General features: G+C 71.7%; 16 protein-coding genes. 11 read left to right on the top strand and 5 right to left on the bottom strand.

Annotated features, from left to right (window positions below; translation table 11 throughout):
* The first annotated feature begins 246 nt into the window (after positions 1 to 246).
* From LZG04_RS42610 to LZG04_RS18325, 3 genes are read left to right on the top strand one after another with little or no spacing between them, the layout of a single operon-like run.
* On the top strand, positions 247 to 1,467 hold the full coding sequence (locus tag LZG04_RS42610) for a cytochrome P450 (RefSeq protein WP_233818559.1): 1,221 nt from the start codon (positions 247 to 249) through the stop codon (positions 1,465 to 1,467).
* Positions 1,468 to 1,475: 8 nt separating this feature from the next.
* On the top strand, positions 1,476 to 2,549 hold the full coding sequence (locus LZG04_RS18320) for a type III polyketide synthase (protein ID WP_308199160.1): 1,074 nt from the start codon (positions 1,476 to 1,478) through the stop codon (positions 2,547 to 2,549).
* A gap of 22 nt (positions 2,550 to 2,571) precedes the next feature.
* A complete protein-coding gene (locus tag LZG04_RS18325) occupies positions 2,572 to 3,372 on the top strand; it encodes an LLM class flavin-dependent oxidoreductase (protein WP_233818561.1) in 801 nt (266 codons plus the stop codon).
* Here LZG04_RS18325 and LZG04_RS18330 read toward each other — a convergent pair.
* Complete coding sequence (locus LZG04_RS18330) at positions 3,369 to 3,902, bottom strand: AAA family ATPase (protein WP_233818563.1); 534 nt, start codon at positions 3,900 to 3,902, stop codon at positions 3,369 to 3,371. The genes LZG04_RS18325 and LZG04_RS18330 overlap by 4 nt on opposite strands.
* A 135-nt stretch (positions 3,903 to 4,037) precedes the next feature.
* Between LZG04_RS18330 and LZG04_RS18335 the strand changes: the two genes are divergently transcribed.
* Together LZG04_RS18335 and LZG04_RS18340 are read left to right on the top strand one after the other, a co-directional pair.
* Positions 4,038 to 4,934, top strand: a complete 897-nt coding sequence (locus LZG04_RS18335; RefSeq protein ID WP_233818565.1) for an alpha/beta fold hydrolase — start codon at positions 4,038 to 4,040, stop codon at positions 4,932 to 4,934.
* Between the two features lies 1 nt (position 4,935).
* Complete coding sequence (locus tag LZG04_RS18340) at positions 4,936 to 5,691, top strand: aminoglycoside adenylyltransferase family protein (RefSeq protein ID WP_233818567.1); 756 nt, start codon at positions 4,936 to 4,938, stop codon at positions 5,689 to 5,691.
* On the opposite strand, the gene LZG04_RS18345 is transcribed toward LZG04_RS18340, so the two are convergent.
* Together LZG04_RS18345 and LZG04_RS18350 are read right to left on the bottom strand one after the other, a co-directional pair.
* Positions 5,681 to 5,854 (bottom strand): DUF397 domain-containing protein, encoded by a 174-nt coding sequence (locus tag LZG04_RS18345; RefSeq protein ID WP_233818569.1) that lies wholly within the window; start codon positions 5,852 to 5,854, stop codon positions 5,681 to 5,683. The genes LZG04_RS18340 and LZG04_RS18345 overlap by 11 nt on opposite strands.
* Complete coding sequence (locus LZG04_RS18350) at positions 5,851 to 6,714, bottom strand: helix-turn-helix transcriptional regulator (RefSeq protein WP_233818571.1); 864 nt, start codon at positions 6,712 to 6,714, stop codon at positions 5,851 to 5,853. Before LZG04_RS18350 ends, LZG04_RS18345 begins: the two co-directional genes overlap by 4 nt.
* A gap of 96 nt (positions 6,715 to 6,810) precedes the next feature.
* Between LZG04_RS18350 and LZG04_RS18355 the strand changes: the two genes are divergently transcribed.
* The 6 genes from LZG04_RS18355 to LZG04_RS18380 all read left to right on the top strand — a co-directional run bounded on the left by LZG04_RS18355 (position 6,811) and on the right by LZG04_RS18380 (position 12,122).
* On the top strand, positions 6,811 to 7,026 hold the full coding sequence (locus tag LZG04_RS18355) for a hypothetical protein (protein ID WP_233818573.1): 216 nt from the start codon (positions 6,811 to 6,813) through the stop codon (positions 7,024 to 7,026).
* Between the two features lie 391 nt (positions 7,027 to 7,417).
* A complete protein-coding gene (locus tag LZG04_RS18360; RefSeq protein ID WP_233818575.1) occupies positions 7,418 to 8,221 on the top strand; it encodes a triacylglycerol lipase in 804 nt (267 codons plus the stop codon).
* Positions 8,222 to 8,904: 683 nt separating this feature from the next.
* Positions 8,905 to 9,798, top strand: coding sequence for an amino acid ABC transporter permease (locus LZG04_RS18365; RefSeq protein ID WP_233818577.1), 894 nt, complete (start codon positions 8,905 to 8,907; stop codon positions 9,796 to 9,798).
* Positions 9,786 to 10,550, top strand: coding sequence for an amino acid ABC transporter ATP-binding protein (locus tag LZG04_RS18370; RefSeq protein ID WP_308199161.1), 765 nt, complete (start codon positions 9,786 to 9,788; stop codon positions 10,548 to 10,550). The genes LZG04_RS18365 and LZG04_RS18370 overlap by 13 nt, the downstream gene beginning before the upstream one ends.
* 17 nt (positions 10,551 to 10,567) lie before the next feature.
* Positions 10,568 to 11,530, top strand: coding sequence for an ABC transporter substrate-binding protein (locus LZG04_RS18375; protein WP_233818579.1), 963 nt, complete (start codon positions 10,568 to 10,570; stop codon positions 11,528 to 11,530).
* A 55-nt stretch (positions 11,531 to 11,585) separates the two neighbouring features.
* The gene (locus LZG04_RS18380; protein ID WP_233818581.1) at positions 11,586 to 12,122 is read left to right on the top strand and encodes an NADPH-dependent FMN reductase; all 537 of its coding nucleotides are present in this window, start codon (positions 11,586 to 11,588) and stop codon (positions 12,120 to 12,122) included.
* An 11-nt stretch (positions 12,123 to 12,133) separates the two neighbouring features.
* On the opposite strand, the gene LZG04_RS18385 is transcribed toward LZG04_RS18380, so the two are convergent.
* Complete coding sequence (locus tag LZG04_RS18385) at positions 12,134 to 13,972, bottom strand: FAD/NAD(P)-binding domain-containing protein (protein ID WP_233818583.1); 1,839 nt, start codon at positions 13,970 to 13,972, stop codon at positions 12,134 to 12,136.
* Positions 13,969 to 14,790: an amino acid ABC transporter permease gene (locus LZG04_RS18390; RefSeq protein ID WP_233818585.1), complete on the bottom strand. Its 822-nt coding sequence runs from the start codon at positions 14,788 to 14,790 to the stop codon at positions 13,969 to 13,971. The genes LZG04_RS18385 and LZG04_RS18390 overlap by 4 nt, the downstream gene beginning before the upstream one ends.
* Positions 14,791 to 14,999: the final 209 nt, after the last annotated feature.

Below are 14,999 nucleotides of genomic sequence, written 5' to 3' on the forward strand. Positions count from 1 at the left end.
GCCGCGGCACGTGCCGACCTACTTTGCGCGGCTGTGGCGTCCGGAACCTGCGCTCAAGGAGGGCGTTTGAGCGCCTGAACGAGTGGAGCGGGCCGGCTCGGAGAGTTAAGGAGCGGGCGATCACCGGTCACGAACCGGTGGGAGAACCGCGACAACTGATGAAACCGCTCGGCGACCGGGACGTGGCGGCGCGACACCGTGTCTCATGGGAAGGATCGGTTTCGCCGCTGAGAGGGGAACGTCCTGGTGAACGTCCGAGCGCACGACCGCGAGGCCGCGCCGAGCTGCCCGTTCCGGCACGACGTGGCCTTGGAGCCCGACCCGTTCCTGACCCGGATGCGGCGGGAGGACCCGATCGCCAAGGTCCGCCTGCCCCACGGCGAGGGCGAGGCGTGGCTGGTGACGCGCTACGACGACGTCCGGGTGGTCACGTCGGACCGGCGGTTCAGCCGGGCGGCGCTGATCGGGCGCGACTTCCCCCGGATCACCCCCGCACCCATCGCGCAGCGCGAGGCGATCAACCTGATGGACCCGCCCGAGCTCAACCGGGTCCGCCGGCTGGTCGCCAAGGCGTTCACCACACCCCAGGTCGAGGCGCTGCGACCGTGGACGCGGCGGACCGTGCACACCCTGCTCGACGCCATGGTCGAGCACGGCCCGCCTGCGGACCTGGTCGAGCACCTGGCGGACCGGCTGCCCCTGATGACGATCTGCGAGCTGCTGGACATCCCGGCGGACGACCGACCGCGCGTGCGGCGGTGGGCGACGGCCATGATGTCCATGAGCGCCGCCGACCGGTCCGCCGCGGCCGAGGCCAAGGCCGCGATGCGCGCCTACTTCGACCGGCTCACCGCCGCGCGCCGGCGGCACCCCGGCGACGACCTGGTCAGCGCCCTGGCCACCGCCCGCGTCGGTGACGACGTGCTCGCCGACGCGGAGCTGTCGGTGCTGGCGATGCTCCTGGCGGTCACCGGCCACGACACCACGACCTACGAGATCGCCGACATCACCTACACGCTGCTCACGCACCCCGAGCACCTGCACCGGCTGCGGGTCGAGCCGGAGGCGTTGCCGAGGGCCGTCGAGGAGCTGCTGCGGTTCATCCCGTTCCGCCAGGGCGTCGGCATCCCGCGCGTCGCGCTGGAGGACGTCGAGCTGGGCGGCGTCACGATCAAGGCCAGCGACGCGGTGCACGTGTCGTACCTGACCGGCAACCGCGACGAGCTGGCCTACGAGCGGCCCGACGAGCTGGACTTCGACCGCGCCGAGCCCGCGCCGCACCTGACGTTCGGCCACGGCGGCCACCACTGCCTGGGCTCCCACCTGGCCCGGATGACGCTCCAGGAAGCCATCGGCGGGCTGCTGGCCCGGTTCCCGACCCTGCGGTTGGCCGTGCCGGCGGCGCGGGTGCGGTGGAACACCGTCTCGATCTGGCGGTACCCACTGGCCCTGCCGGTCGCGTGGTGAGGGCGGTCGTGGCCACGCTCTGCCGTCCCGCCATCGCGGTCCCCGAGCACGTCATCACCCGCGAGCAGACCCTGGAACTGGCCCGGGAGCGCCACCGCGACCACCCGCAGCTCGACCTGGCGTTGCGGCTCATCGGCAACACCGGCGTCCAGACCAGGCACATCGTCCAGCCGATCGAGGACACCCTCAGGCACCCCGGCTTCGCCCAGCGCAACGCCCTCTACGAGAAGGAGGCCAAGTCACGGGTGCCGGACGTGGTGCGGCGGGCGTTGGGCCACGCCGACCTGACCGCCGCCGACATCGACCTGATCGTGTACGTCTCGTGCACCGGGTTCATGATGCCGTCGATGACGGCCTGGCTGATCAACACGATGGGGTTCCGGTCGTCGACCCGGCAGCTCCCGATCGCCCAGCTGGGCTGTGCCGGGGGAGGCGCGGCGATCAACCGCGCGCACGACTTCTGCACCGCCTACCCGCGGTCCAACGTGCTGGTCGTGGCGTGCGAGTTCTGCTCGCTGCTCTACCAGCCGACCGACCTGGGCGTCGGCAACCTGCTGTCCAACGGGCTGTTCGGCGACGCGCTGGCGGCGGCCGTGATGCGCGGTGAGGGCGGTGAGGGCGTGCGGGTCGAGCGCAACAGCTCCCGCCTGGTGCCCGACACGGAGAACTGGATCGCCTACGACGTGCGCGACACCGGCTTCCACTTCCTGCTGGACAAGCGCGTGCCCGGCACGATGTCCGTGCTCGCGCCCGCCCTGCGGGACGTGGCCGAGCCGCACGGCTGGGACATCGCGGGCCTGGACTTCTACATCGTGCACGCGGGCGGCCCCCGGATCCTCGACGACCTCGGCAAGTACCTGCGGCTGCCACCGCAGACGTTCCGCTACAGCCGGACGACGCTCGCCGAGCGCGGCAACGTGGCCAGCGTGGTCATCTTCGACGCCCTGGAGCGGCTGTTCGCCGACGGCGGGGCCGGGCACGGCGCGCGAGGTGTCATCGCCGGGTTCGGCCCCGGCATCACCGCGGAGATCGCGCTCGGCACGTGGACCGCGCCGGCGTCCCGCCCGGCCGCCGTGACGTGACCCGGTGTGGGACGCTGCCGCCATGCGTTGCGGGATCGTGCTGCCGTTCTTCGACGCGCCGGACGTGGCGTCGTGCGCGGCGCTGGCCGAGGAGTGCGGCTGGGACGGCGTCTTCCTGGCCGAGGCGGTGTGGGGCGTCGACGCCTGGGTGGCGCTGACGGCGGCGGCGATGCGCACGTCGTCGCTGCGGCTGGGCACGATGCTCACGCCGCTGCCCCGGTTCAAGCCGTGGGACGTGGCGTCCAGGGCGGCGACGCTGGACCGGTTGTCCGGCGGGCGCGTGCAGCTGTCGGTGGGGCTGGGCGCGCTGCACCCGGGCTGGACGGCGTTCGAGCGCGGGACGAGCCGGGCCGAGCGGGCGTTGCTGCTGGACGAGGGCCTGGCCGTGTACGACGGGCTGATGCGCGGACAGCCGTTCGCGTTCCGCGGGCAGCGCTACGACGTGCGGGAGACCGACTTCTTCCCACCGCCGCCGCCCGTGCAGCGGCCGAGGGTGCCGGTGTGGGTGGTGGGCGCGTTCGACCGGCCCGTGTCGATGCGGCGTGCGGTGGCGTGGGACGGGCTGCTGCCCAACCTGGTCGACGGCGGCGAGGCGCGGGGCCCGGCGAACCCGGCGGAGCTGGCGGCGGTGGTGGCGCAAGCGCGGGAGCTGCGCACGTCGCTCGGGCTGCCGTGGGACGGGTTCGACGTGGTCGCCGAGGGCGTCGCGACCGACGTGGGTGAGTGGGCCGACGCGGGCGCGACCTGGTGGGTCGAGTCGGACTGGGAGACCACGGTCGACGCCGTGCGCGACCGGATCACGGCCGGGCCGCCGTCGTTCTAGAGCGCGGCCAGGACCTGGTCGGCCAGTTCGCCGGGTGTGTGCCGGTCGCCTCGCAGGACGAGCGTGTCCGGCGGCAGGGCGTCCCGTGCGGCGACGCCGCGGTCGACGTTGCCCAGGCGGAACCCGCGGATCCGGTCGTCCGCCTCCTGGTTGTACTGGTCCATGACCTGCTCGTTGATGCGGCGGCGCAGCTCCTCGGCCGGCACGTCCAGGAAGACGTGCAGCAGCGGGACGTCCGCGGCGGCGAGGAGCGTGAACACCTCCTCCTGGTAGGCCGGGTGGACCAGGGTCATGGGCGTGATCAGGTGCCGCCGGTACTCGCGGTGCAGGGCGACGGCGAACTCGGCGGTCAGCTTGCGCCACGGCGGCATGTCCTGGAAGTCGCCGCTCTCCGGCAGGGGAGCCCACTGGCGCAGCAGGAAGCCGACGTACTCCGGGTCGAACGCCAGGGCGTCCGGCAGGCGGCGGTGCAGCTCCTGCGCCAACGTCGTCTTGCCCGCGCCGAACGCGCCGTTGATCCACACGATCATGGTCACCACATTAGGTGACTTCGTTCGTTCGCCCCGGTGCGCCGGTCCTCGCTCCGCCCGGGACCGCTCGGGCCGGGCGGCGCGGATCGAGGGGTCCGGTCCCGACGGCCACCGGTCCCGGACATACTGACCGGTATGACCACACTCGACCACTGGGGCGGGACGAGCCGGCACGTCGACCTCGACGGGGCGTCGGTGCACTACGTCGACTTCGGCGGCGAAGGCCCGCCGATGGTGCTCGTGCACGGCCTGGGCGGCTCGCACCTCAACTGGTGCCTGCTCGCGCCCCACCTGGTCGGCCGGTACCGCGTGCTGGCCGTCGACCTGGCCGGGTTCGGCCTCACCCACCCCGAGGGGCGTGCCACGACGGTGCCCGCCAACGCGCGGCTGCTCGACCGGTTCCTGGCCGAGGTGGTCGGCGAGCCGGTGGTGCTCGTGGGCAACTCGATGGGCGGGATGATCTCGATCCTGCACGCCGCCCGCCGACCCGCGTCGGTGACGGCGCTGGCGCTGCTCGACCCGGCCGTGCCGATGCCGTTCGGCGTCCGCCCGGACCCGCAGGTCGTGGCCGCGTTCGCGATGTACGCCGTGCCGGGGCTCGGCCAGTGGTTCCTGGCGAAGTCGCGGGCCGGGGTGTCGACGCGGCGGCAGGTCAAGCGGGTGCTGAACCTGGTGTGCGCGAACCCGAAGTCGGTGCCGGAGGAGATGGTCCTGGCGTCGATGTCGTTGCTGGAGCAGCGGGCCGAGATCCCGGGGCTGGACGAGGCGTTCCTGGCGGCGGCGCGATCGGTGGTGTGGACGGGGGCGACGGCGCGCCGTTACTACACGGCGATGAGCCGGGTGCGCGTGCCGGTGTACCTGATGGCGGGCGAGAAGGACCGGCTGGTGCCCGTGGCGTCGGCGCGCGCGGCGGCCCGGCGCAACCCGTCGTGGCGCTTCGAGGTGCTGGACGGCGTCGGCCACGTGCCGCAGCTGGAGGTGCCGGAGCTGGTGGCCTCGCGGCTCGGGGACTGGCTGGCGACGGTGGGCTGAGGTGGACCAGGTCCGCGCGGTCGTGGAGCTGGTCGGCGACGGCGCGCTCGGCGTCTACCTCCACGGCTCGGCCGCGCTCGACGGCCTCAAGCCCGCCAGTGACCTGGACTTCCTCGTGGTCACGCGGCGGGGATTGGGCACTGCGCGACGACGGGCGCTGCTGGACGGCCTGCTGGCGATCTCCGGTCCGCGCCCGGTCGAGCTGACGGTGGTGGCCCAGCCGGAGGTCCGGCCGTGGCGCTACCCGCCGATCGCCGACTTCCAGTACGGCGAGTGGCTGCGCGAGGGCTTCGAGGCGGGCGCGGTCCCGGTGCCCGCGCCGATGCCCGATCTGGCCCTGCTGATCACGATGGCGTTGGCCGCGGACCACCCGCTGTCCGGCCCGCCGCCGGCGGAACTGCTGGACCCCGTCCCGCACGCCGACGTGGTGCGGGCGAGCGTGGCCGGGGTGCCGGACCTGCTGGACGACGTGGACCACGACACCCGCAACGTCGTGCTGACGCTGGCCCGCGTCTGGACCACGGTCGTGACGGGCGGGATCAGGTCGAAGGCCGCGGCCGCTGATTGGGCCCTGCCCCGCCTGCCACCGGAGCACCGCCCGGTGCTCGCGCACGCCAGGCGGCTGTACCTCGAGTGCCGCTACGACCAGGAGAGCTGGCCCGATGACCTGCGGGCGCGCGTGCCCGAGCACGTGCGGCACGTCGTCGCCTCGATCAGCGCCTCGATCAACGCGGAGGTCGGCCGCCTCAACGGTTGAGGAACTTGCTCCACGCGGAGCGGGGGAACGACAGCACCGGGCCGGTGGGGTTCTTGGAGTCGCGGACGTCGATCGCGTCGGGCACGAACCGCACCTCGACACAGGCCGGGTTCTCGGCGCTGCGGCTCGACTTGAACCAGCCGGTGCGGTCGTTCCGGTTCACTCCAACTCCTTGCCGATCTGCTCGATCAGACCGAGTGATTCGACCCGGTCGAGCGCGAAATCCATCGCCTGGCTGTGCGCCAGACTGTACTCGCGGATCCGCATGGGCTGGTCGATCAGGTCGGTGGTCGAGACGGTCTCCTGCCACACCAGGTCGGGCAGCCTGCTGCTGGCGAAACCGAGGATGTAGAAGGTCGACCCGCCGATGGCGTTGTGGTAGTCGGCGCTGAACGGCACGATCCGCACGTCGAGCGTGTCCGGCTGCTGGTGGATCTTGCAGGCCAGGTGCTTGAGCTGCGCCGCCATCACCTCCCGGCCGCCGACCATCTGCCGCAGCCCCGACTCCGTGATCACCGTGGTGAGCCGGATCGGGTCGTCTCCCCCGAGTCGTTGTTGGCGCTTCATCCGCACTTCGACCCGGCGGTTGGCCTCGGCCAGCCGGATGCTCGGCGCGCCACCGTTCATGATGGCCATGGCGTAGTCCTGGGTCTGGAGCAGGCTGGTGATCATGCCCGCGCTGTAGGCCCGGATGCTCTCCGCCCCGGCCTCGAAACCGAAGTACCGCAGCACTTCCGCGTTGAACATGGCCGAGTAGGGGTGCCACCACGCGCGCTTGGCCGCCGCTTCGCGGAGCGCTTGCAGTTCCTGCAGTTCCTCCTGGTCGAAGTCGAGCACGGCGGCGAGTTCGGCCAGCTTGCGGGCGTTGATCTTCACGCGGCCGGTCTCGACGCCCGACACGAACGACTGGCCGGTGTGGATGGCCTTCGCCGTCGACGCCGCCGTGAGGTCCATGAGCTCGCGCCGCTCGCGCAGCCGCAGGCCGAGTTCCCAGGCCGCGACCGTAGGGGATGCCGATGCCATGCCGCTCCTCGCCCGATCGAGTGAAGCCATTTGCTGATATCACCAACACCGGACACCATGGTAGCAGCGGATGTTGACCGGTCGTGGGAGGACTTGATGGGTCGGGCTCAGGTGCACCTGTGGGCGCAGGTGCCGGGTGACGTGTGGATCAACTACGATGTGGAGCCGGGAGGGGGTGCGGTGGTGTTCAAGATCGGTCAGGACGTGGAGCTGTACATCGAGCCGAAGGCCCTGGCCAAGATAGGCGAGGTGGCGGCGGAAGCGGCGGAGTTGGCCGGCGCGGTGGCGGCCGACCGCCTCCACTCGCGGTAGCGCTCTCCGCTCGCCGCAGCGCTGCCCGAAAGGCGCTGACCCGGTCGGTCGGCCAGTCAGGCATCACCTGGCATTCGGTCAGGTGGTCGTGCTTGGCGAACTGGTTGCCGTAGTCGCGCGTCACGGCCGCGATGATCACCTCGTCCTCCGTGTCCCCGGCGACCCGGCGAACGGCCATGATCTCCGCGAGGTCCGCCCGAGCCCGTACCTCACCGGCGGTGCGGTCCGACCGGCCGTTCCAGGGCTTCGGGTGCATGCGGTGAGCCGGACGGGGTCGCGGACCATCGACGGCACCGCGCAAGGATCGAGACTCGCCGGTACTGGCGCAATCAACCGCCACGAAACATCATGGTCACCTGGGGTTCGCTCGACGCGGAGCGGGGGAGGGGCCATGTCAGCACTGCCGCACGTCCCACCGGACCACCCGGACCTGGAGCCCGCCGTGACGCCGGGTTCCGCGCCGGGCCTGCTGTGGTACCTCACCGAACCGACCCGAACCGCTGTCGGCATCGGCCAGTTCGCGGCGACCCGTTCCCTGCTGCGTGCCGCCCCGAGCGGTGACGGCCACACCGTCCTCGTGCTGCCGGGCCTCGGCGGGACCGACGCGACGACCGTGCCGCTGCGCAGGTTCCTGACCGGCTTGGGTTACGACGTCCGCGGTTGGGGCCTCGGGCTGAACATCGGCCCGTCGGTCGGAGTGGTGCGCGGGATGCGCGACCTGCTGCGGGAACTGGCCGTGGGCGGCAAGGTGAGCATGGTTGGCTGGTCCCTGGGCGGCATCTTCGCCCGCGAACTGGCCCGCGAGCACCCCGGCATGGTCCGCCAGGTGATCACCCTGGGCAGCCCGTACGCCATGACGGACCTGCGCCAGACCAGGGTCAACCCGGTCTACCAACTGCTGGCCAGGTTCTACGTCCCGGGTGCCACCCTGCCACCGCCGGAACACACCCGCCCACCGTTCCCGGTCCCGTCGACCTCGGTCTACTCGAAGTCGGACGGCATCGTCGCCTGGCAGACCTGCATCTCACCCCCGAGCGCCCGCCAGCAGAACGTCGCGGTCAACTCGACCCACCTGGGCTACGGCTACAACGCCACCGTCCTCTGGCTGATCGCCGACCGCCTCTCCCAACGCCCAACCCGCTGGCAACCGTTCACCCCACCACCAGGAATGTCCCGCATGTTCCCCATCACCTGACCGACTCCGATCCCCGGCCCACCCGCACCACCGGCCATGCTCGCTCGTTCCTCATCTCCCGAGCCACCGCACGCCTGACCTGCCGCCTGACCGGCTCTCCCGCGCCCCGGCTTGGACCCCTGGCGCCGATGCGAGGCCGCCCGCTTCGAGGCACCTTTCAGCGCATTGCTGGATCATGGCCCCCGCCCACACCGCCGCCCCACTCGAGCGACCGGCCATGCCCGCATGCTCCTGTCTCCTGACCCACCGCCTGACCCACCACTGACGCATCTCGCCCACCCCCAGGCCCGGCCCGCACCGCTGGCCACCCGCGCCTCGGCGCTGAGCCCCGGCACCGGTCCGAGGATCCGCACCGAGGCAGCTTCAGCACAGCGCCGGATCGAGGCCCGAACCTCGGCCCGCGCCGCCGCCCACCCCCTCACCACCCGATCACGGCCGCGCGCCTGCACCCGAAGCGCCTCACGCTGCGCCACACGACATTCCTCGGTCTACGACATTCCTCAGTGGACCAGACATTGCTCGATTCAGGTGACACAGCCGATTTGTCAACCACCTGACCACAGTGGTTCAGCACGTGGGCGCTCTTGTTCGTGCACCGGCGAAGTGGCTACGGTTCCGCCGCCCACGGCAGCCGCCGCACCGTCCCACCCCCGCGATGCCACCCACCCCGGAAGGACTTCGCCATGAGCGTGTCCGCGCGACCGCGCCCGCGTGCCCTCGACTCGCCGGCTCCCAAGGTCGTCGCCGCCCGCCACCCGTGGCGGTGGGTGGGGATCGGCGTCGTGTTGGTCCTGCTGGCCCAGTTCGTCCACGGCCTGGTGACCAACCCGGGCTGGGACTGGGCCACGTTCGCCCGCTTCATCACCGCCAAATCCATCCTGGACGCCGTCGTGGTCACCCTGGAGCTCACGCTCTACGGCACCGTGATCGGCTTCGCCCTCGGCATCCTGCTGGCCCTGATGCGGTTGTCCCGCAGCCGTTTCCTGGAAGCGGTGAGCTGGACCTACGTCTGGGCGTTCCGCTCGATCCCCCTGATCGTGCAACTGCTGTTCTGGTTCAACATCTCCTACCTCTACGAGGAGCTGAACTTCGGCATCCCGTTCGGCCCCACGTTCTTCGGCTTCCCGACCAAGGACCTGATCAGCCCGATGGGTGCGGCCGTGTTGGGGCTCGCGTTGCACCAAGCGGCGTACGCGGCGGAGATCGTGCGGTCCGGTGTGATCTCGGTCGACCACGGCCAGCTCGAAGCCGCCGCCGCGCTGGGCATCCCCCGGTCGCGCCAACTGCGCCGGATCGTGCTGCCGCAGGCCATGCGCTCGATCCTGCCGAACGCCACCAACGAGGTGATCAGCCTCTTCAAGGGCACGTCCGTGGTGTCCGTGGTGGCCATCGGCGAGCTGTTCTACCAGGTCCAGGTGATCTACGGCCGCAACGCGCGGGTGGTCGCGCTGCTCATGGTCGCCACCGCCTGGTACATCGCGCTGACCACCCTGCTGTCGATCGCGCAGCACTACGTCGAGAAGCACTACGCCAAGGGCGCGACCAGGAACGAGGACGGGTGGAAATGGGCGAGGTGATGGTGGACGTCCGCGGCGTCCACAAGAGTTTCGGCGACAACGAGGTGCTGCGCGGGGTCGACCTCCAGGTCGGCGCGGGCGAGGTGGTGGTCGTGCTCGGGCCGTCCGGCTCGGGCAAGTCGACGTTGCTGCGCACGATCAACCACCTGGAGAAGGCCGACCGCGGCCTGGTCGGCATCGACGGCGACCTGATCGGCTACCGCCGCCGCGGCGACAAGCTGTACGAGCTGCGGGAACGCGAAGTGCTCCGGCAACGCGCGCACGTCGGCTTCGTGTTCCAGAACTTCAACCTGTTCCCGCACTTGACGGTGCTGGAGAACATCGTGGAAGCCCCGATCTCCACGCGCCGCACCTCACCGGCCGACGCCCGCGCGCAGGCCCGTCGGCTCCTGGACCGGGTCGGCCTGGCCGACAAGGAGTCCGCCTACCCGCGCCACCTGTCCGGCGGGCAGCAGCAACGCGTCGCGATCGCCCGCGCCCTGGCGCTGGAGCCGAAGGTGCTGCTGTTCGACGAGCCGACCTCGGCGCTGGACCCGGAGCTGGTCGGCGAGGTGCTGGACGTGATCCGGGACCTCGCCCGCAGCGGCACCACGATGATCATCGTCACGCACGAGATCGGGTTCGCCCGGGACGTGGCCGACACCGTGGTCTTCATGGACGGCGGCGTCGTGGTCGAGCAAGGACCGCCCGCCCAGGTGCTGGACGACCCGCAACACCCGCGCACCCGCGCGTTCCTGTCCAAAGTGCTCTGAAGACCCGAGGAGATCCGTTGTCCCTGTTGAAGATCGCCGCCGCGATCACCACCGCGGCCACCGCCGCGCTCGCGCTGGTCGCGTGCGCGGACGCCGATGGGACGACCGAGGACCAGGTGGTCGCGGGCGGCCGGACCGTGAACCTCGGCCCGGACCAGAACCGCGTCACGGCCGAGAAGGTGGACGCCATCGCCGCCAAGGTGCCGGAGGAGATCCGCCGGAGCGGCAAGCTCGTCGTCGGCGGGTCCGCGGGCACCGCGCCGCCGCTGCGCTTCTACGCCACCGACGACAAGACCGCGATCGGCGTGGAGACCGACATCGCCGTGCTCATCGCGGGCGTGCTGGGGCTGGAGGCCCAGCTGGAGAACACGTCGTGGGAGAACCTGTTCATCGGCTTGGACAGCGGCGCGTACCCGCTGGGCCTGTCCAACATCACCGTCACCGAGGAGCGCAAGGAGAAGTACGACTTCGCCACCTACCGGCTGGACACCCTGGCCTTCGAGGCGAAGAAGGGCGGCTCGTGGCGCGTGACCAAGCCGGAGGACGTGGCCGGCAAGGTGATCGCGGTCCTGTCCGGCACGAACCAGGAGAAGATCCTGGTCGACTGGAGCAAGGCCAACGAGGCACGCGGCCTGGCCCCCACCGACATCAAGAACTTCCAGAACTCGTCGGACTACTACCTGGCGCTGGAGTCCGGCCGCATCGACGCCTACCTGGGACCCAACCCCACCTGCGCCTACCACGCCACGACCTCAGGCAAGACGGAGGTGATCGGCACGTTCTCCGGCGGCGGCGCGATCGTGGGCAAGATCGCCGCGACCACCAAGAAGGGCAGCGGCCTGGTGGAGCCGGTCGCCGAGGCCATCGACCACCTGATCGCCAACGGCAAGTACGCCGAGGTGCTCGACCGGTGGGGCCTGGGCGGCGAGGCCGTCGAGAAGAGCGAGATCAACCCGCCCGGCCTGCCCAAGACGGGCTGAATCCCGCACGGTGGACGACCTTGAGGGCCGCCGACGACGTTGCCATGCTCGGTGCGTGAACCAACCACTCGTCGTCGGCGTCCTGGTCGGCAACCCCCGTCCCGGATCGCGCACGTTGAACGCCGCACTGGCCCTGCGGGAAGCGGTGCGCCACGCCGTCACCGCACAAGGCGTGGAGGTCGCGCCGGACGGCCCGGTCGTGGACGCCGCGGAGCTCGCGCCCGCCGTGTTCGCGCCGGGTTCGACGGCCGTCCGGGAGGCGTTGGACGGCCTCTCGGCGGCCGATGTGCTGGTGGTCGCGTCACCGACGTACAAGGCGACGTACACGGGCCTGCTCAAGGCGATCCTCGACCAGGCACCGGGCAACTGGCTGCGCGGCAAGACCGCCGTGCCGCTGCTCGTGGCCGCCGCCGACAAGCACGCGCTGGCCGTGGAGGTGCACCTCAAGCCGTTGCTCGCCGAGCTGGGGGCCGCCGTGCCGGGCCGAGGGGTGTTCGTCAACGAGGCGTTGCTGGCCGGTGGCGGCCAGACCTGGCTGGCCGGCGCGCTGGGCGAGCAGCTCGCCGAGGCGGGCTGGTTCGCCGCACCGTAGCCCCCGGTGGCTCAGGCCACCGACTCGTCCGCGCCACCGGCCGCCGCGGCGAGGAAGCGCAGGATGTCCCGCGCGACCTCGTCGCTCTGCCGGAAGTTCGGCGCGTTGGTGTTCGGCCGGGCGAAAGCCGCGTACGCCTTGCGGGTCGTGTAGGGCCCGACGGCGAAGCGGCGCGCGTGCGGCCTGCCCGTGCCGTCGACGACCCGGCTGTCGGCCGGGTCGACCAGCACCAGGCCGTCGACGTCGGTGACGTCACCGGCCGCCGCCATCGACCTCAGCAACGGGTCGGCGGTGTGCGGCAGGCTGTGCACGGGCAGGCGGGCCTCGATCAGCCCCGTCGCCCGCACCACGTGCGACGGCACGCTGGGGCTGCCGGCCAGGAACACCCCGCCCTGCGCCCGGACCCACGTGTCCGCGCCCAGGAACCGCACCACGCCCGCGCGGGACAGCGCCAGCAGCTCCTCCAACCGGTCCGGCGGCGGCCCGCTCGCGATCGAGCTGAAGAAGCCGTGCCACCACCCGTCATCGCCCCGCAGCCGCCCGGACGCGGACAGCTCCGCGAACTGCCCGTACACGCCCAGCAGGGCGAGGAACGCGCCCAGGTCCGCGCTGAACCCCGCATCCGAGCGCCGGGCCACGTCCGCGGTGACGTGGCCGCGCAGGAACTCCTGGAAGTCCTCCGGCGAGGGGAACGTCAGGCCGTCGATGGGGCGGTCCAGCCGCTCGAAGTCGATCCGGTCGGCCTGCGCGGGCACCGCGGCGCGCTCCAACGCCCTCATGTCGTCGCTGTACCAGTCCAGCTCGGTGAACCGCGCCGAGAACGCCTCCCACGACCCGCGCACCCGCTCGGGGTGCCCGGTGAACAGCTCGCGGTAGTGCCCGTGCGCGATCTCCTTGGCCATCAACGGCCACGCGTCCCGGCGGAAGTCGACCTCACCCGGCCGGTCCAGCAGCCGTGAGGCGACGAAGAACCGCGGTGGCTCCGGTGGCGCGCCGCGCAACCGGTAGCCGGTCTTGGAGTGGTACGGCGTGCCCCGGCGGGAACCGACGTGCAGGCGGGGTTCACGGCCGGAGGGCACGTAGCGCAAGGTGCCGTCCTCCCGCACGAACCGCCCGCCGCGCCCCTCGCCCAGCAGCACGGCGAGGTCGACGAACGCGAGCCCCATGCCCCGCACCACCACGTCCGCGCCCGCCGGCACCACCGACAGGTCGGTGTCGGCCGTGTAGTCCGGCGGCAGGTACGTCAAGCCGTGCGCGGCGGCGTAGTCGACGAGTTCCCGGTGCTCGGGCGCGAGCACGGTGTCCAGGTGACCCAGCACGAGCACGACCACGTCGGCCACCAGCGGCTCGGCGCGGTCGGCCAGCCACACCCGCTGCCGCACCTGCGCCGACCCGGTGATCCGCACGACCTTCGTCGGGTGCGCCGTGACCGAGCTGCCGGGCGGCAACGACGAGACCGCGCGGTCGTGGAACCACTTCAGGTACGCGCTCTGCACCCGCCTGCTCGGGAACGACGTGGGTTCCATCGCCGCCAGCTCGGCCCGCACGCCCGGCTCCAGCTCCACCCCGGCCAGGCACGACGCGGCCCACTGCGCCAGCGACGGGCCGGGCCGGATCGGACCCTCGCACGTCACCGAGGCGTCGGTGAACATGGTGACGTCCTCGGCCATGGAGTTCATCCGCAGCAACGGCGACTGCTCGTGCCGCCACACCCGCCCCGCGCCCGGCGCGAACGGGTCCACCAGGTGCACCTCCAACGGCCCGTCGAACAGCTCCGGGGCGTTCGCGCCGAGGCGTTCCAGGATGCCCGAGGCCCTGGGCCCCGCGCCCACCAGGACGATGACGCTCATCGCGCGCCACGCCCGTAGTAGCGCTCGACGTAGTGCTGGGCGACGCCGAGCACGCTGGTGACCACGACGTACCAGAGGGTGGCGACCAGCAGGAGCGGGATGATCAGGTAGTTGCGGTTGTAGATCAGCTGGACCGAGTACAGCAGGTCCTGCACGGCCAGCACGCTGACGATCGACGTGCCCTTCAACGTGCCGATGAGCAGGTTGCCCGCCGCCGGCACGATCGAGCGCATCGCCTGCGGCAGCACGATCCGCCACAGCACCCGCCCGCGCCCCAGCCCCAGCGCCGCCGCCGCTTCGCTCTGCCCGGAGTCCACCGACAGGATGCCGCCGCGCACGATCTCGGCCGCGTAGGCGGCCTCGTGCAGCACCAGGCCGATGATGATCGACGTCATCGGGCCGATCACCGGGGTGGCCCCCGACAGCGCCGGGTACAGCGCGCCGAAGTTGAACCAGAACAGCAGCTGCACCAGCAGCGGCACCGAGCGGAACAGCCAGACGTAACCCCAGCCCACGGCCGCGAGCACCGGGTTGCCGGACAGCCGCATGACGGCGAGCACCCCGCCGATCACGAAACCGAGCACCACGGTCAACGCGGTCAACCACAACGTCAGCCACAGCCCGCGCAGCACGGCGTCGGTGGCGAAGTACCGGGCCACCACGTGCCACTGGAACTGCTCGTTGGTCGCCGCGGACCACACCACGACGCCGAGCGCGACGAGCACGAGCGCGGCGCTGGTCCAGCGCCAGGGACGGCGGAGGGGCACGATCTCGACGGCTTCGGGGGACCGCGGCGGCGAGAGGGTGGACGCGCTCATCGGCTGCTCCAGGGCAGGAGGGATCACGGGAACGGGCCGCGTCCCTCAACGCCGCACGGTGATCGTATGCGCGCGCCGACGAGGCCCGTCAAGGCATTCCGTCATTTGGACGGGGATCGAACCGACGTTGACGAAGGCCCGCGTCGCTGTTGCACTGGAGCCGTGGAAAGCACGCGGCTGGTCACCCGCGACCACATCGACTTCGGTCG

Source organism: Saccharothrix sp. S26 (assembly GCF_021390395.1).
GTDB lineage: Bacteria > Actinomycetota > Actinomycetes > Mycobacteriales > Pseudonocardiaceae > Actinosynnema.